General features: G+C 70.0%; 21 protein-coding genes. 4 read left to right on the top strand and 17 right to left on the bottom strand.

The window, feature by feature from the left end; genetic code table 11:
- Nucleotides 1–57: 57 nt before the first annotated feature.
- Complete coding sequence (locus AB0M63_RS13890; RefSeq protein WP_355908564.1) at nt 58–576, top strand: CGNR zinc finger domain-containing protein; 519 nt, start codon at nt 58–60, stop codon at nt 574–576.
- Here the strand turns inward: AB0M63_RS13890 and AB0M63_RS13885 are convergent.
- The 6 genes from AB0M63_RS13885 to AB0M63_RS13860 form a co-directional block, all read right to left on the bottom strand.
- Entirely contained in the window at nt 573–1,271 is a 699-nt protein-coding gene (locus tag AB0M63_RS13885) for a plastocyanin/azurin family copper-binding protein (RefSeq protein WP_366019528.1), read from the bottom strand. The two genes, AB0M63_RS13890 and AB0M63_RS13885, sit on opposite strands and share 4 nt — an antisense overlap.
- Nucleotides 1,268–1,762, bottom strand: a complete 495-nt coding sequence (locus tag AB0M63_RS13880) for a hypothetical protein (protein ID WP_366019527.1) — start codon at nt 1,760–1,762, stop codon at nt 1,268–1,270. The genes AB0M63_RS13885 and AB0M63_RS13880 overlap by 4 nt, the downstream gene beginning before the upstream one ends.
- A 118-nt stretch (nt 1,763–1,880) precedes the next feature.
- On the bottom strand, nt 1,881–2,885 hold the full coding sequence (locus AB0M63_RS13875) for a plastocyanin/azurin family copper-binding protein (protein ID WP_366019526.1): 1,005 nt from the start codon (nt 2,883–2,885) through the stop codon (nt 1,881–1,883).
- 27 nt (nt 2,886–2,912) lie between these two features.
- Nucleotides 2,913–4,235, bottom strand: coding sequence for a copper resistance protein CopC (locus tag AB0M63_RS13870; RefSeq protein ID WP_366019525.1), 1,323 nt, complete (start codon nt 4,233–4,235; stop codon nt 2,913–2,915).
- Nucleotides 4,232–4,873 carry a hypothetical protein gene (locus AB0M63_RS13865; RefSeq protein WP_366019524.1) on the bottom strand — a complete coding sequence of 214 codons (642 nt, stop codon included), beginning with the start codon at nt 4,871–4,873 and terminating at the stop codon, nt 4,232–4,234. Before AB0M63_RS13865 ends, AB0M63_RS13870 begins: the two co-directional genes overlap by 4 nt.
- 491 nt (nt 4,874–5,364) lie before the next feature.
- Complete coding sequence (locus tag AB0M63_RS13860; protein ID WP_355908582.1) at nt 5,365–6,708, bottom strand: UDP-glucose/GDP-mannose dehydrogenase family protein; 1,344 nt, start codon at nt 6,706–6,708, stop codon at nt 5,365–5,367.
- 178 nt (nt 6,709–6,886) lie between these two features.
- On the opposite strand from AB0M63_RS13860, the gene AB0M63_RS13855 reads away from it, so the two are divergent.
- Nucleotides 6,887–8,044 carry an acyl-CoA dehydrogenase gene (locus tag AB0M63_RS13855; protein WP_366019523.1) on the top strand — a complete coding sequence of 386 codons (1,158 nt, stop codon included), beginning with the start codon at nt 6,887–6,889 and terminating at the stop codon, nt 8,042–8,044.
- 62 nt (nt 8,045–8,106) lie between these two features.
- Here AB0M63_RS13855 and AB0M63_RS13850 read toward each other — a convergent pair whose 3' ends face one another.
- The 8 genes from AB0M63_RS13850 to AB0M63_RS13815 form a co-directional block, all read right to left on the bottom strand.
- Nucleotides 8,107–8,574 carry a hypothetical protein gene (locus AB0M63_RS13850; RefSeq protein ID WP_355908587.1) on the bottom strand — a complete coding sequence of 156 codons (468 nt, stop codon included), beginning with the start codon at nt 8,572–8,574 and terminating at the stop codon, nt 8,107–8,109.
- Nucleotides 8,575–8,645: 71 nt separating this feature from the next.
- The gene (locus AB0M63_RS13845; RefSeq protein WP_355908590.1) at nt 8,646–8,870 is read right to left on the bottom strand and encodes a DUF397 domain-containing protein; all 225 of its coding nucleotides are present in this window, start codon (nt 8,868–8,870) and stop codon (nt 8,646–8,648) included.
- Nucleotides 8,870–9,154: a hypothetical protein gene (locus tag AB0M63_RS13840; RefSeq protein WP_355908593.1), complete on the bottom strand. Its 285-nt coding sequence runs from the start codon at nt 9,152–9,154 to the stop codon at nt 8,870–8,872. The genes AB0M63_RS13845 and AB0M63_RS13840 overlap by 1 nt, the downstream gene beginning before the upstream one ends.
- Before the next feature lie 97 nt (nt 9,155–9,251).
- Entirely contained in the window at nt 9,252–10,094 is an 843-nt protein-coding gene (locus AB0M63_RS13835) for a helix-turn-helix transcriptional regulator (RefSeq protein WP_366019522.1), read from the bottom strand.
- Between the two features lie 14 nt (nt 10,095–10,108).
- Entirely contained in the window at nt 10,109–10,567 is a 459-nt protein-coding gene (locus tag AB0M63_RS13830) for a DUF6879 family protein (RefSeq protein WP_366019521.1), read from the bottom strand.
- A gap of 43 nt (nt 10,568–10,610) precedes the next feature.
- A complete protein-coding gene (locus tag AB0M63_RS13825; RefSeq protein ID WP_366019520.1) occupies nt 10,611–10,838 on the bottom strand; it encodes a hypothetical protein in 228 nt (75 codons plus the stop codon).
- 108 nt (nt 10,839–10,946) lie between these two features.
- Nucleotides 10,947–11,120, bottom strand: coding sequence for a DUF397 domain-containing protein (locus AB0M63_RS13820; protein ID WP_366019519.1), 174 nt, complete (start codon nt 11,118–11,120; stop codon nt 10,947–10,949).
- 10 nt (nt 11,121–11,130) lie between these two features.
- On the bottom strand, nt 11,131–11,982 hold the full coding sequence (locus tag AB0M63_RS13815; protein WP_355908608.1) for a DUF5753 domain-containing protein: 852 nt from the start codon (nt 11,980–11,982) through the stop codon (nt 11,131–11,133).
- Nucleotides 11,983–12,216: 234 nt separating this feature from the next.
- On the opposite strand from AB0M63_RS13815, the gene AB0M63_RS13810 reads away from it, so the two are divergent.
- Complete coding sequence (locus tag AB0M63_RS13810) at nt 12,217–12,660, top strand: ATP-binding protein (protein ID WP_355908611.1); 444 nt, start codon at nt 12,217–12,219, stop codon at nt 12,658–12,660.
- A 21-nt stretch (nt 12,661–12,681) separates the two neighbouring features.
- On the opposite strand, the gene AB0M63_RS13805 is transcribed toward AB0M63_RS13810, so the two are convergent.
- Complete coding sequence (locus AB0M63_RS13805; protein ID WP_366019518.1) at nt 12,682–13,407, bottom strand: SAVMC3_10250 family protein; 726 nt, start codon at nt 13,405–13,407, stop codon at nt 12,682–12,684.
- Between the two features lie 192 nt (nt 13,408–13,599).
- On the opposite strand from AB0M63_RS13805, the gene AB0M63_RS13800 reads away from it, so the two are divergent.
- Nucleotides 13,600–14,442, top strand: coding sequence for a class I SAM-dependent methyltransferase (locus AB0M63_RS13800; RefSeq protein ID WP_366019517.1), 843 nt, complete (start codon nt 13,600–13,602; stop codon nt 14,440–14,442).
- Nucleotides 14,443–14,444: 2 nt separating this feature from the next.
- Here the strand turns inward: AB0M63_RS13800 and AB0M63_RS13795 are convergent, their stop codons facing one another.
- The gene (locus AB0M63_RS13795; RefSeq protein ID WP_366019516.1) at nt 14,445–15,380 is read right to left on the bottom strand and encodes a hypothetical protein; all 936 of its coding nucleotides are present in this window, start codon (nt 15,378–15,380) and stop codon (nt 14,445–14,447) included.
- On the bottom strand, nt 15,377–15,817 hold the full coding sequence (locus AB0M63_RS13790; RefSeq protein WP_366019515.1) for a peptidase inhibitor family I36 protein: 441 nt from the start codon (nt 15,815–15,817) through the stop codon (nt 15,377–15,379). Before AB0M63_RS13790 ends, AB0M63_RS13795 begins: the two co-directional genes overlap by 4 nt.
- Nucleotides 15,818–15,887: the final 70 nt, after the last annotated feature.

The raw sequence follows: 15,887 nt of genomic DNA, 5'->3' as shown, positions 1-15,887 counted from the left end.
TGTGATGAAGAGGTAACGGTTACTGCATGCTCCCGCATTGGGGGTAACGTCGCAAGCATGAGTGAGAGAGTTCCCGCGCCCGGCGATCTGGCCCTGATCGAGGCCCTGGTCAACACGCTGGACATCGAGTCGGGCGCCGACGAACTCGACACCGAGGACGGCCGGGCGCGCTTCGGACTCACGGCACACCAGGTGCCGCCCGCCCGCGAACTCCGCGAGTCCCTGCGCGCCGCCCTCCTCGCCCACGCGGGCCACCCCCCGCACCGGGAGACCACCCCGCTCGGCGAACTCCTCGCGCACGCCCCGCTGTTGGTCACGGTCGACGCCCACGACGGCGCCGCGCACCTCACCCCCGCCGACGGGGAACCCCTGCTCTCCCGCGTCGCGGTGGCAGTGGCCGGGTCCCTCGTCGCCGGCACCTGGCCCCGCCTCAAGGCCTGCGAGGCCCCGACCTGCCACTGGGCGTACTACGACCGCAGCCCGGCGGGCCGGGGCCGCTGGTGCTCGATGGCGGTGTGCGGGGCGCGCGCGAAGATGCGGACGTACCGCGCCCGGCAGGCCGGAGAAACGGCCTAGTTCGTCGTCTCACCCCCGCTCGCCTGAGCGGCCCGTGACCCCACCAGCAGCAGACACATCACGGCCACTCCCGCCACCAGCCCGGCCAGCACCAGCAACGGATCCAGCGGACGGGACGTCGACGCGGCCTGCTGGAGCTGTCCGGTCTGCGGTGCGGCGGTGGGTGACGCCGGTGCGGCCGCCGCGGCGGCGGGGGTCGGTGAGGAGGCGGGCATCGACATCGCGGGAGGGGGAGACGAGGAGGAGGTGTGCGAGGGCGTCCTCGCCGTGGCGGTCCGGCTCGGCACGGTCGTGTGCTGGTGCTGCTGCTCGTGCGTCGTGGGGGCCGCCGGGGTCGGCGCCGCCACCGCCTTCACCGCCACCTGGGCCGTCATGTTCGGATGGACGGTGCAGACATAGCCGTACGACCCGGCCGTCGTGAACGTGAAGCTCCAGCTCTGGCCCTTGCTCAGCATGGGTGAGTGGATCGCGACCGGACCCGAGGTGGTCTTCACGTCGTGTGGGGCGGTGTCCTCGTTGGTCCAGGTCACCGTGGTGCCGGCGGTGATCGTCAGAGCCGCGGGCGAGAAGGCGTACCCCTTCATCAGCACGTGGTACGACGCGGCCGACGCCTGCCCGGCGGGCAGCACCAGCAGAGCCGACAGGCCGAGGAGGGCGAGTACGGCGCCGAGCGCCGCCCGCCCGGCCGCCCTCATGCGAACTCCGCGGCGACCAGCAGCCGTAGCCGCGTGGCGGGGCGGGCGGCCCGGAAACCCGTGGCGCGCCGCAGCAGCCGGTACGGCAGAGCGGCCGTACCCACGACGAGGAGCCGGTCGTCCGTGTGCTCGACGACGCGCAGCCGCAGCAGTACGGGGAAGGCGGTCCCGTCGATACCGAGGTCGCCGGACAATTGCAGTCGGCGACCTCCGGCGAAGGACTCCACCTGCTCGGAGGCCAGCGTGGCTGTGAGCCGCGGGTCGTCGAACTCGAAGCGGAACAAGGGGAGTTCGGTGTCCTCGGGCACGGTGAGGGAAGCGTCGGCGAGGGCGATGCGGCGGCGCAGGGTGGGCAACGGGCCGTACCAGGCGGTGAGTTCGACGAGCGAGCGGCCGGGCGCCACGGTGTACTCGCCGGGCAGGGGCAGTCGGCGGGCCCCGGCGCGCGCCTCGGGCGGGGGCGGGACGGCGGGGAGGGTGACGGTTGTCATCCTGGTCTCCTTGGAAATCAGGTCCGGAGCGGAGGCGAAAGCGTGGAGAATGAGCGGGCGCCGGTCCGGCCGACTGAGCCTCGGCCGGACCGGCGTCCTTGTCCCGTCGCGGACCGCGTCAGCAGCTGCCGGTGACGAAGTCCTCGGTGGGCGTGAGCAGTTGCTCGGCCCAGACCGTGTGCATCTTCACGTAGCTGTCGACGTCGAGCAGATCGGTGATCTGCTGTCCGAGCGACTCCTCCAGGTGTGCCTTGTTGATGTGGTTGAGCAGCACACTGAGCGTGTTGTCGAGGACCGTGCCCCCGCCGTCGGTGACGGGCTTGAGGATGGTCTCGACCCACACCGTGTGCATCTTGATGTAGGAGTCGAGCGCGAGCGCGTCCTGCACCTGCTGGGCCGGAGACCGTTCCAGGTGCGCCGTGTTGATGTGCTGGAGGATCGGCAGCAGCACGTCCTGGACGCTGGTGCACTGGGTGCTGCCGCCACTGGACCCGGTCGACGTGGCGGTGGGGGCGGGGCTGGCGGTCGCCGTGTCGGTGGGCATCGGCATACCGGTCGGCGAGGCCGTGGGGGTGGCCGTGGGCGTGCCGCTCGGTGCCGTGGTCGGCGTGGCGGTGGGCGTCGTACCGCCGCCCGTGCCGCCGCTGTCGTCGGCGACGACCTTCACGGAGGCCACCATGTCCGGGTGCACGGCGCAGTAGTACTCGTACGTCCCGGCCTTGGTGAACGTGTACGACCACGAGTCGCCCTGGTTCAGGGTGCCGGAGTCGAACTTCACCGGTGCGCTGGTCGTGGTGACCGTGTGCGGCGCGCTGTCCTTGTTGGTCCACTGGACCGTGTCGCCGACCTTGACGACGAGCTGCTTGCCGTCGCCGAACTGGTAGTTGGAGATGTTCACCTGGTAGTCCGGCGTGGCGGCTGCCGCGTTCTGCACCTCGGCCGCCGCGGGCGCCTGAGCCGCGCCCGCCGCCGTGTCCGAGGTGGTGGTGCTGCCGGTGGCCGCCTGCAGCAGCCCCAGGCTGAGGACGGCCGCGAGGGCCGCGCCGAGCCCGGCGACCAGCAGGGCCCGGTTGCCGACCGGTCGGCTGCGCCGCCGGTCACCGGTCTCTTCAGTGCGTTTCAATGCAACTCCTTTGTATTTTACGGGAGTTCAGCGGCCGGGATCGGCCGTGACCAGCAGACTCGTGACGGCCAGCACGACGAGGACGAGCCCCGTCTCGGCCGCGACCGAGTAACCGAAGGGCCGCACGGTGGCGGCGTCGCCGCGCAGCAGCACGGCGAGATCGAGACGCGTCCGCGTCCACTGGCGGCTGCACCAGGCAGCCACGAGCACGACGGCGAGGACGCCCGTCTTGAGCAGCAGCAGATGCCCGTACGAGGTGTGCAGCAGGGCGTTGAACGACCCCACGATCTGCCAGGCGAGCACCAGACCGGCGGCCACGATCGCCGTGACGCTCACGGCGGCCAGCTTCGAGTAGCCGGGCACCACGGCAGCCAGTTCGCCGGCCTCGCGGCGCGGCAGCACGGCCACCGTGAGCATGGCCAGGCCGCCGATCCAGAGGGAGACGCCGAGCAGGTGGACGAGGTCGGCGACGGCGCCCCAACTGGGCTCGCTGCCCTCCGAGTTGTGGCCCGCCATGCCGGTCGACCGGAGCAGCCCGAGGCCCACCGCGACGGCGCCCACCCGCCAGCCGGGCGACCGGGCCGTACGCGCACCGCCCTGCAACAGCGCCGCCAGCACCACGGCTGCGAGCACCCACAGCAGGCCTCGGGCCGCGAGCGCGAGACCGGGCCCGGTGGTCAGGACGTCGGCGTACGTCGCCGGGCGCAGCGCGTCCCGCAGGCCGCCGAGATCGGCGTACGCGCCCTGCAGTCCGAGCCCCGCGACGGCCGACAGCAGCCCGCATGTCCAGGCCAGCCCGAGCAGCACCCGGGCCCGCGGCTCGCCCGCGCCGCGCGGCCAGAGCAGCGCGACGAAGGCGAGCCCGCCCACGAACAGGGCCAGCGAGAGATAGCCGGCCCAGCGAGCGGCGACGAGGCCCCTGCGCACCGAGGGGGACGGTGCGGGAGCGGCCGTGGCCTCGTCGCCGCGGTCCTGGGTGGCCCGCGCGCCGATACCGAAGGTGAGCCGGCCGGAGGTGGCGTGGCCGTCCTCCTCGTCGATCACGGACCAGGTGACGGAGAGGGTGTCCCCGGTGGCGCGGGGGAGGGCGACGCGCACCGTGGCGCTTCCCCTGCCCGGCACCCGGCTCACGGGGAGCCGATCGCCGTCGGGGGTCATGACGCGTACGTCGGCCAGGTCGACGGGCTCGTCGAAGACGAGGGTGAGACGGTCCGGGGCCTTCGCCGACCGGGCGCCGTCCTTCGGCGTGGAGCTGACCAGTTCGGTGTGGGCGGCGGCCGGGGTCGTGCCGAGCAGGCCGAGGAGGAGGGCGGAGAGCAGGACCAGCAGAGAGCGGTGGACGGTCGTCACGGGGTGGCCTCCGGCGACGGGGACGCGGTGGCGGAGGTGGAGGTGGGGGTGGATGCGGATGCGCCCAGGAGGCTGCCGAGCGGGGCGAGTCCGATGCACGGGGAGGCCTGCGCGGTGGGCTCTTCGGCGTCCGCGCCGTCGAGGACGCCGAAGAGGGTCTGAGTCAGCCCGCCGAGCAGCGGTTGCACGAGGTGCACCTCACCGTCCGCGCAACTGTCGGCGGGGGGCGCCGCGGTCGGCGAACCGGACGGGGAGGACGTGGGGGACGGGGAGGCAGGGGACGGGGAAGTGGGGGTGGTGGCGGTGGGCAAGGTGCCCTGGCCCGGTCCGGTTCCCAGGCCCGTACCGAGGCCGGAGCCCGTGCCGGTCCCGCCCTCGGACACCGGGAACACCCCTGTGTCGCCCGGGACTTGAGCCCCCGAGCCCTGCGCGTCGGAGGCGCCCGGAACCGGCATGGTGGCCGCCGGTGCCGTGACGGCGGGGGGAGTGGCGGCGGGGGCGGCGGCCTCGCCGGAGGCGCTCGGGGCGCCGATGCCCGACGCGTACCCGAGCACGATCACCACGGCACCGACCAGCGCGCCCGCGACCAGCTCGTCACGGTGATCTCTCGGCCACTCCGCCCGGCGGAACAAGGGCATGATCACACACTCCTGGCATGCTCAGGTCAATCCGACCGCGGAATGCGGCGAACGCGAACCAGTGGAGTGGTGTGCGGATTCCCCGTGACTACGGGTCAGTTAACCGTCTGTTGCCTAGCTCTCTTTCGGGGGGCGCCCGACTGTGAGAACGGACGACACCGACGCTATTCCACACAATGCGACTGTGAAGAATGCGGGTAGACGGCAGGGCTATTCCCACACATTACTCGAATTGAATTCGAACTCGGTCCACGGAATCGCAGAGTTGGTATATGCCACTTGGTGCGCCCCTGCAGGGCGGGCTCAGGAGCGGGCCCCGGGGCGGGCTCCGGGGCGGACAGCACGGCGAGGCGCGGCAGACTGCGCGACAGGTCGCACGTCCGCCCCGGGGCCAAGCCCAGCCGGACCCGTCCCGCCCCCGCCCGGAATTCCGACGGGACCCGCCGCACCGGAATTCCGAAAACCTCGCTCCCGGATTTGCCGATAACGCGTTACGCGGTCGGTCGGCCCATCGCGCGGAACGTCCAGCCGGCCTTCCGCCACAGCGCCGGGTCGAGCGCGTTGCGCCCGTCCAGGACGACCCGGGCGCGGACGGCCTCGCCGAGCGTCGCCGGGTCCAGCTCACGGAACTCCCGCCACTCGGTCAGGTGCAGGACGACATCGGCGCCCCGTACGGCCGCCACGGCGGTGTCGGCGTACCCGAGCGTCGGGAAGAGCCGCCGGGCGTTGTCCATGCCCTTCGGGTCGTAGACCGTGACCTGGCCGCCCTGGAGGTGTATCTGGCCGGCCACGTTCAGCGCGGGGGAGTCGCGGACGTCGTCCGAGTCCGGCTTGAAGGTCGCGCCGAGCACGGCGACCCGCTTGCCCAGGAAGGACCCGCCGCCGAGCGCCTCGCGCGCCATCTCCACCATCTGACCGCGCCGCCGCATGTTGATGGAGTCGATCTCGCGCAGGAAGGTCAGCGCCTGGTCCGCGCCCAGCTCACCGGCGCGCGCCATGAAGGCACGAATGTCCTTGGGCAGGCAGCCCCCGCCGAACCCGATCCCGGGCCGCAGGTACTTCTTCCCGATCCGGTCGTCGTGCCCGATCGCCTCGGCCAGCTTCACCACATCCCCGTCCGCGGCCTCGCAGACCTCGGCCATGGCGTTGATGAAGGAGATCTTGGTGGCGAGGAAGGAGTTCGCGGCCGTCTTCACCAGCTCGGCGGTCGGGAAGTCCGTCACGACGAACGGCGACCCGGCCCCGACCGGTACGGCGTAGACCTCGCGCAGCAGCTTCTCGGCCCGCTCGCTGCGCACACCGACCACGATCCGGTCCGGCCGCAGCGTGTCCTCGACGGCGAAGCCCTCCCGCAGGAACTCCGGGTTCCAGGCCAGCTCGGCGTCCGCGCCGACGGGCGCGTGCGCGGCGAGGTAGTCGGCCAGCCGGTCCGCCGAGCCGACCGGCACCGTGGACTTGCCGACGACGAGGGCGGGGCGGGTGAGGTGCGGGGCGAGCAGTTCGAAGGCGCGGTCGACGTACGACATGTCGCAGGCGTACTCACCGTGCTTCTGCGGGGTGTTGGTGCACATGAAGTGGACGTCGCCGAACTCCGCGACCTCGGCCCAGTCCATGGTGAAGCGCAGCCGCCCGGTGGACCCCTCGATCCCGGCGACATGCTTGCGCAGCAGATCCTCAAGCCCCGGCTCGTACATCGGGACCTCGCCCCGCTGGAGCATCGCGATCTTCTCGGGGACGATGTCCAGACCGAGCACCTCGTAGCCCAGCTCGGCCATGGCCGCGGCGTGCGTGGCGCCGAGATAGCCGGTGCCGATCACGGTGATCTTGAGGGCCATGAGTGCTCCAGAAGGTGAACGCGGGCGATGCGCGCCCGAGCATAGTCGGACGCTCTGACGGGCACCTTTCCCCCTGTCGCCAAGCTCACGTATCACTCCTGTGGGCAGGCCCCTAAAATTTGGGTTACTTAACAGTAATTAGCACTGTGATCACAGCGTCCTTGGAGCGTGAGAGACCTTGGCCGGATCGGCTGACTTCGACCTGTACCGCCCGTCCGAGGAGCACGACATGCTCCGCGACGCGATCCGCTCGCTGGCCGAGGCGAAGATCGCGCCGTACGCCGCAGCGGTGGACGAGGAGTCCCGCTTCCCGCAGGAGGCCCTCGACGCGCTCGTCGCGAACGACCTGCACGCCGTCCACGTACCCGAGGAGTACGGCGGCACCGGCGCCGACGCCCTGGCCACGGTCATCGTGATCGAGGAGGTGGCCCGCGTCTGTGCCTCCTCCTCCCTCATCCCCGCGGTCAACAAGCTGGGCTCGCTCCCGGTGATCCTCTCGGGCTCGGAGGACCTGAAGAAGCGCTACATGACCCCGCTCGCCAAGGGCGACGCGATGTTCTCGTACGCCCTCTCCGAGCCGGACGCGGGCTCGGACGCGGCCGGCATGAAGACGAAGGCGGTCCGCGACGGCGACCACTACGTGCTGAACGGCGTGAAGCGCTGGATCACCAACGCCGGCGTCAGCGAGTACTACACGGTGATGGCGGTGACGGACCCGGAGAAGCGGTCGAAGGGCATCTCGGCCTTCGTCGTGGAGAAGTCCGACCCCGGGGTCTCCTTCGGCGCCCCGGAGAAGAAGCTCGGCATCAAGGGCTCCCCGACCCGCGAGGTCTACCTCGACAACGTCCGCATCCCGGCCGACCGCATGATCGGCGCGGAGGGCACCGGCTTCGCCACGGCGATGAAGACCCTGGACCACACCCGCATCACCATCGCGGCCCAGGCCCTCGGCATCGCCCAGGGCGCCCTCGACTACGCCAAGGGCTACGTCAAGGAGCGCAAGCAGTTCGGCAAGCCGATCGCCGACTTCCAGGGCATCCAGTTCATGCTCGCCGACATGGCCATGAAGATCGAGGCCGCCCGCGCCCTGACCTACCAGGCCGCGGCCGCCTCCGAACGCGGCGACAAGAACCTCACCTTCCAGGGCGCGGCCGCCAAGTGCTACGCCTCGGACGTGGCCATGGAGGTCACCGTCGACGCGGTCCAGCTGCTCGGGGGGTACGGCTACACGCGTGACTATCCGGTCGAGCGGATGATGCGGGACGCGAAGATCACGCAGATCTACGAGGGGACGAACCAGGTTCAGCGGATCGTCATGGCGCGGAACCTGCCGTAGCGCGGTGTTTTCCGCTCGGTAGAGAAAGCACAGCCCCTGGCGTGATGCCGGGGGCTGTTCGCTTACCTTCCAGGACACACCAGTTGGGGCATCGACCGGTTCGGCGAGCAGGTCACGACAGCCAGGGACAGATACGAGGGGCGCTCCAGGTAGTACCCGAGTGAGACATCCGCACCCCAACCGAGCTGCTCCGCAACGGAGTTGACCAAGGCAGTCCGACGCTCGACGTCACGGTCGTACCCGGAGGCGAACCGGGATGCGTACTCCGCGAGTCGCTCCCCGAGCCAGGCCGCGGCCTCCTTGGGCTCTTCCCAGGTGCCGCGAACCAAGGAGCGTGGCTTGACGAGCCAGTACGCCGTTTCCAGCGGAGGCAGATCTACGGTTGGAAACTCGGCCGCCACCTCGCGATAGCGCTGGATCAGTTCGGGCCTGCTCCCGTCCGGGGGCAGATTAGGATGCGGCGGCCGCCGCAGGGCCTCGTTGTCGAAGCGCTCTTTCGGGCCGGTCCACAGGTAGCCGTGGTGGTGCACCAGTCGTTCCCGTTTCGAGAGGTGCCAGCCGGGCCGGACGTGGATGGTTCCGGCCCGGCTGAAGCAGAGGGTCAGACGTTCAGGCCGAACCGCGTCGGGTCGATGCCGGCCGTAGCCAACTCCGCCGTGGTGAACCTCAGCGGCTGTGCCCCCGGCCGTTTGCTGTCGCCCAACGCCCAGGCGTCCGCGCCGATCCGGGCCAGGGTCACGCACCCCTCCGTGCACGGTCCGCCGCAGGCCTTCACGAAGGAGGCCGCGTCGATGTCGAGTGCGTACAAGTCGGTTCCGTCCAGCATCACTGCACCTTCCTGCTCAACTGATCGCGGCCATAGGTGGCCGCCTCCGCCCCTGCCGGGCGGGGCTTGTGGTCGGGGCACTTGGGGCTCCCGCACTCGCAACGGGGCCAGCACAAAGCCGAACTGGGCGCCAGATCGGCGCCCTCGGGGCCGGGGCCGGTCTTCCGCACCACGAGCACGCCGTCCATTCCGAATGCTCCGGACAGACGGGAGAGGAACTGTCGGGCCTCACTGCTGCCCAGACGGTCAGCCGATTCGGTGTCCTGCGCCGTGGTCTCGCTCATCGCACCCGCACCCTCTCGATCCGCTCCGCGTCGATGTGCCGACCGTAGGAAGGGGCGAGTGCCGGGCTCTACGAACTTGCAAGAGCTTGCGCGGCGATCACCCGATGGCGTCGATGGCGGAGGTGATGAGCGACCTGGCCGCTGTGCCGTACACGGCGATGGTGGATAGCTCGGCGAACGCCATCCCGTACTCCGCGATCTCGCCGGGTTGGGTGACCGTCAGGTGTGCGGAGACGAGTTCCACGTTGACCTGTGCCTCGTCGTACATGGTGAACGACTCGACAGGCCATCCAGCGCCGCGTGGTGTGCCCAGCGGGATGACCCCCAGGCTGACGGAAGGGAGCGACGCGACAGAGATCAGGTGGCCCAGTGCTCCGGCCATGGTCTCGTCGCTGCCGATGACCGTGCGCAGTACCCATTCCTCGACGAGCATGGCGAACCGGTGGTCGCCGGTGTACAGGACCTGCTGCCGGTCCATCCGGACCGCCACCGCGTCGTCGATGTCGTCGGGCACGTCTCGGAGTTGGGCCACGGTGCTCAGTACGGCGCGGGTGTAGGCGGCCGACTGAAGCAGGCCGGGGATCACCCAGGACTGGTAGACACGGAAGCGGCGGGTGCGCTCGAAGAGAGGCGCCACGGACTGTTGGACGCGCCGCAGGCCCGCACGTTCCATGCGCCGCCACTGGACGTAGGCGCCTTCTATGCCGCGTGCCGTAGCCACAAGGTCGGCGGTCTGATCCTGGGCGGCGCAGAGCGTCGTGTACGTCCGGATGTCGGCGTCGGACGGGTGTGCGTGCCCGTTCTCAAGCCGTGAGCACTTGGACTCGTGCCAGCCGGCCAGCCTGGCCAGCTCCCGTGCCGTGAGACCGGCGTCCTTACGGATCTCGCGAAGACGCCGGCCAAGGGCCTGCCGTGCCTGCTGAACGCCGGATGAAGTCACGCTGAGGTCGTGGATCAGGCGAGCTTGTAGTCCGCGTGTGGTACCGCCTGGGCCCAGACCGCCTCGAAGGCATTGGCGCACAACTTCACGACGGCCGGATCATCGGTGAACTCCTCGTCGTCTGGCGCGAGTTCGCCATCACCTGCGAAGTGGTGGAAGACGACCGAGGTGTCGTCGAAGAGCCAGAAGTCATTGCCGGGAAGGGCCAGCCCGGATGCGCGACGCCGGGGCAGCCAGCGCACTTGCTCGCCTGCTTGCAAGGTGGGTCCGGTCAGATGGTGTTCGAACCGGATGTAGTCCGACACCGGCTCGGAGACGATCCGAGCCCTGCGCACCTCAACCCCCTGGGCAACGAGGCCGACGATGAGCCGTAGCCACGGACGACGTTCTGGATCGCTGTCGGCGGGATCGTTTCGCGCCCCGTCCCGCCAGGCGGCGAACCGCGGGTCGGAGGGCATGTACTCGTCGCGCATCTCCAGATGGACGGCGGAACGGGTGCAGTTCCTCAGCCGGTCCTCAAGAGTTGGCACCGCCACCGTTCGTCACCTCCGGAAAAAACCGCACCATGCGCTTCGGGATCTCGATCACGTCCTCGTGTCCGGGAAGGTCCAGCCGCGAACGCCGGTCCTCGTCGACCACCTTCCAGCCCTGCACCAGATACGTGTCCTTCTCGTCGTCGAGGTAAATCGTGGGCGACTTGCCGTCCGGGCTCTCGGGATCCTGGCCAAGTTTGATCAGAGCCATCGCTGTCTCCCTTGTAGCTGGGGCAGTTGGGCCTCCGTGCTCGATCTTGTGTCCAACGCCGAACGGAAGCCAGGAACTTGCGAGAACTTGCGCGCCGGGTGGGCGGACTCAGCGGCGGAGTTGCGAGAGGAAGTCCGCCCAGGCCGTGGGCCGGAGGGTGAGGTGGGGGCCGGTGGGATTCTTGGAGTCGCGTATGTGGATGCCCGTCGGGGTGGGGGCTATCTCGACGCAGGCGGAGCCTTGTTCGCTGTAGGTCGATTTCTGCCAAGTCGGTTCGGTCATGGTCCGTCTCTCAGATGTCTTGGGCGATGCGGCGGATGAGGTCGAGCGAAGGCGCGGGCTTCAGGGCGACGGCCTCCATGCGATCCAGGACGAGCCCGTACATCTCCAGTCGTCCTGCCCCATCGATGAGTTCGCTGCCATGTGCGGTGTCCACCTCGACGGTGTCGAGGGCGGGGACCGGGCCGTGGAAGTAGTCGACGGCGTGGCCGGTGGTGGGAAACGAGGTGCCGTTGAAGGGGATGACGCGGAGGATGACGGCGGGCTGCTCGCTGACTTCGGTGAGGTGACGCAACTGGGCCCTGGCCACCTCCCGCCCGCCGAACTGCATGCGCAGGGCCGCTTCGTGGACGATCGCCGTGTACGGCGGTGGTTGCTCGCGGTAGAGGATGGCCTGACGCTTGATGCGGTGGGAGATGCGGTACTCGATCTCGTGGGGGCGCAGGGCGGGAACCGCTTCGCGGAACAGAGCGCGGGCGTGTTCGGGTGTCTGGAGCAGGCCGGGGATGTTGATGACCTGGGTCACGCGGAGTGCCGTGGCGTGGTGTTCCAGCTCGGCCAGGTCGAGGAGACGGGGCGGCAGCGTGTCGCGGTACTCCTCCCACCAGCCACGCGTACGGTCCGCGGCCATGACAGCGAGGGCGTCTACCAGGGGTTGGTCCGTGCAGCCGTAGATATGGGCGAGCGTGCGTACGCGATCCGCGCTGATGCCGAAGCGATTGGCCTCGATGTTGCTGATCTGGGCCTGGGTCGTACCCAGGGACGTGGCGGCTGCGGCAGCGGTCATGCCGGCGCGCTCCCGTAGTCGGCGCAGTTCTACGCCGATCCGGAGGCGGCGTGCCGTGGGGGCGGGCCTCGGGGCCATGTACTCACTCCGTTTCCTGCACCTGACGTGGTGGTCACCCACACGAGGCGTATTGCTGAAGTATTTGCTGGATTCTGCAAAACCTTCAGCAGTTGAAGTCTATGGTGAAACCCAAGCCGCTCAACCCCCGGCCCATAAGCCGGAAGCGCACCGCGCCATCCTGCCCGCGCGCGGCACTGCCACCGCCCGACCGGGTCTTCGAGCGAACCAAGCTCTCCACCGTAGGAGCCATTCATGGTCACCGTATCCCCGCACGACACCTGGGCGTATGCCCTCCGCCTGCCCCGCGACCCCCGTGCGGCACGTGTCGCGCGTATGACAGTGCGTGCCGCCCTGACCGGACACGGAAGGGGTGAACTCCTGGACGCCGTCGAACTGCTGACGTCCGAGATGGTCACCAACGCCTACCTCCACACCAGCGGCCCCGCCTCCCTCCGCCTGAGTGCGCTCGCGGACGGGCGCCTGCGGGTGGGCGTCTGGGACAGTCACCCCCGGATCCCCGCACCTTTTGGCGAGCCGCCCTGTGGCCGGGTCCCGCTCCCTCCGGCGGACGTCCACGGTGGGCGTGGCCTGTTTCTCGTCCAGGAGTACGCCAACTGCTGGGGAGGTTGGTCGCTGGGAGAGGGCCTGTTCGAGCGTCGCGGGGGGAAGCTGCTCTGGTTCGAGGTGGGCGGGTGAAGCCGCAGGGGCTTCTGGCGGTCACGACAGCTCGTGTGCGTATTCCACGGCGAGCGGGCTGGCGACGAGGCACTGGGCGTAGGCGTTGCTGGCTGGGAGGAGGGCCGTTACGCGTGCATATCCGCGCATCCAGGCTGCGGTTCCTGCCGGCGTCCGCTTGTCGATTGCCTGGAGCAGATCGTGTACGCCGTTTCGATCGGGCGACGCGTCCGCTGAGGAAGCAGCCGCTGTCTGACCGGACTCCTCTGCCAGCGTCCTGACGACATGACCCGCGTTGGTCATGAACATCGTGCCAGCGCTGTCAGCTCCTCCGCCGAGTTCCTCCAGCGGCGGTCCGGCGACCGGCACTGGCGCCTGGCCAACCAGGTGGCGTACCGAGCCGTGCATCAAGAGTCTGAAGCCGGTCGTGCGCTCATACTCCGGCTCTTCGCTGGGGCTCGGGTCGGCGAAGAGCACCAGGTGCTGGTACTCGCCCTTGAGTGTCACGCAACGCAATGGTGCCTCGAACCGGACCCACTGGCCTGGCCGCACGCCAGGCTCGCCGAACCACCGGGCCACCGTCGACAGGTAGTTGTCCACCTGTTGGAGGTGCCGCAAGCGGCTGCGGGCGTCATCGGGAGCAGGCGCGTCGAGGTCGACACCGCCCAGCGGCGTGGTCAGCCGCAGCGCACCTACCCTCGACACACGGCGCGACGTCGGCAGGAACTGCTGCAACTTCCCGACCGAAAGGTAGACGACTTCGCGCAACTCGGCCTCCAGCTCATCTACTTCGACTCCGCAATCCATGATGTCAGGACGTCCGCACCACCATAGAGAAGTCCCCGATCCCGTGCGTCGCAGGTGTTCCGGTTCGCCTGGCGGCGAGCCGGTGGCCACCTGCCCTGCGGCTGGGGCACCCAAGGCGGGCACCCCTCAATCCTTTGGGGCAGGCTGAGCCCCATGAGCCTGATCGATGCAGCCGATTCGACGAACGCCTTCGACACCGCGGAACGCGCCATGTGGACCGGCCGCGCCAACGCCTACGCGGCAAGCTTCGCGCGCCTCTGCGCCCACCCCGTAGGGGAGTTGCTCGACGCGGCCGGGGTCGAGGAGGGCACATACGTCCTCGACGTCGGCACCGGAACCGGTACAGCGGCCATGGCCGCGCTGGCGCGGGGCGCCCGGGTGTGTGCCGTGGACGCCGATGCCGGGATGGTGGACGCGGCGCGGGCCGGGGGAGTTGAGGCGAGGGTTGCCGTACTGCCCGAACTGCCCTTCCCCGACGGCGAGTTCGATGCCGTTGTGGGCAACTTCGTCATCAATCACGTCGGCCGTCCCCGCGCCGCCCTCGCCGAGTTGCGGCGGGTGCTCAAGCCCGGTGGGCGGGTCGCGCTGACGCTGTGGGGCGCTCGGCGCGGTGCCGGGCAGGAGTTGTTCGGACGGGCCCTCGCGGCGGCGGGCGCCGTGGTGCCCGCGGACCTGCCGCGGCTCGATCCGGATGAGGACTTCGACCGTACGGCGGACGGGCTTGCGGCGCTGCTCACGGAGGCCGGTTTCCATGACGGTCGGGTCGCTGAACTGGAGTGGGACCACGGCGCCACCGTCGACGAGTGGTGGGGCGGCGCGGCCGGCGGGGTCGCCACCATCGGGTGGATCGTCGGCTCGCAGGAGCCCGAGGCGGTCGTACGGATCAGGCGGCACTACGAGTCGCTGAGTGCTGAATTCGATGGTGGGGGAGGGGAGTTGGCGCTTCCGCACCGGGCGCTGCTCGGGTGGGGCACGGCCCGGCCCGTCACTCGCTGACCTCACCTGTTCCTCTTCAGCACCACCCCCGCCCGTGCCACCGCGACCCTGTTGCTGTGGTCCAGCGTCGCGAGCAAGGCCCGGTCCGTGGGCGGGAGTTGGGTGACGTGGGCTCGGCGGACGTGAAGGAGGGTGGTCGGCAGGTGGGTTCGGGTGGCGCAACTGCCGTCCGTCACCGCGACGTTGATCTCGTCGCGCTTGAGCCGCTCGGTCACGCCCTCCTTCGCGTACCGCTCGCGCAGGGCGGTGACGGCCTCGGTGGGGGAGGTGTAGTGGAGGCCGTGTGTGGTCATGCAGGATCGCCACGCGTCCAGCGCGCGCAGGTAGCGGGGGTCCCGCGCGGCCTCCTGGGTCAGGCGTTCGTCGAGTTGTTCGGGGATGTATGTGAGGCGGGCCCAGGTCTTCACGTCGCCGGCCAGCCGTGCCCGGCTCTCGGCCACGCAGCCGTCCGTCGGCACGGATGCCGTCGCCCTGCCGTACAGCCGCACGGTGGTGTGCGGGGCGCCCGCGCCCACGTCGGCGTCCTGGTACCGCTTCTTGGCGACGGTGGAGAGCGCTTCGTAGGAGTGGTTCACGGGCTCGCGGGCGTCGGCGTCGTTCCGCACGGCCAGTCCGTAGCCCTGGGTCCTGCGCTTGGTGAGTCCGATCGCCGCCGACTCGTCCTCGGGAACCGGGAGTCGTACCGCCGGGCGGGCGGGGAAGGCGAAGCCCGCGGCCTTCATGCAGCTCTGTTCGAGCACGTCGGTGGCCGTCTGCAGCGCGCCCGCCCCCGCGGGCCAGCCGCCGGAGCGGGTGGCCAGGTCGGTCATCGACACGGTCGGCGCGGCAGGTGCCGTCGTGGGGCCGGACCCGGCCGGCCGGGAGGTGCAGCCGGCCGGGCCCGCCATGACCACGAGCCCGGTGAGGAGCCCGCAGAGGAGTCGTTTCACCTCGGTCACGAAGACGTGCACCAGTGGTTGGAGCTGATCGTGTCGTTGAACGCGGCGTCGCCGTAGTCCACGCCGAAGTCGTAGATCGAGTCGTAGCGCGCCACGCTGTGCCAGTAGCCGCTGTAGCCGGCGGCGGTCCAGAAGTAGACCGTGCACTGGGTGCCCTGGTTCTCCAGGGAACTGATGCAGTCGTTCCAGGTGCCGGGGTACTTGGTGCAGCCGCTGCTGTTGGTGAGGTTCATGTAGTTCGTGTTGTTGCCGGCGACCTTCCCCATGGTGCCGCCCTTGTAGTTGTCGACCCAGAAGCACGCGTACCCGGTCTGGTACGGACAGAACTGGGTCTGCGCGGTGGGCGCCGCCGCCGAGTCGGTCGCCGCGTGCGCCGTGGTGCCGGCCCCGGCCGCGACGGCGAGCGCGAAGGCGGACGCCACCGCGAACTTGGTCATCCCGGTTCCGCGTAGTGCTTTCATTTCTTCCCCCTTGCGTCGGTGACCCCGGTCCCGTGGGCCGGGGCAT

The sequence above is a fragment of the Streptomyces sp. NPDC051576 genome, from assembly GCF_040681835.1.
GTDB lineage: Bacteria > Actinomycetota > Actinomycetes > Streptomycetales > Streptomycetaceae > Streptomyces.
This window is presented reverse-complemented; position numbering and strand designations above follow the sequence as displayed.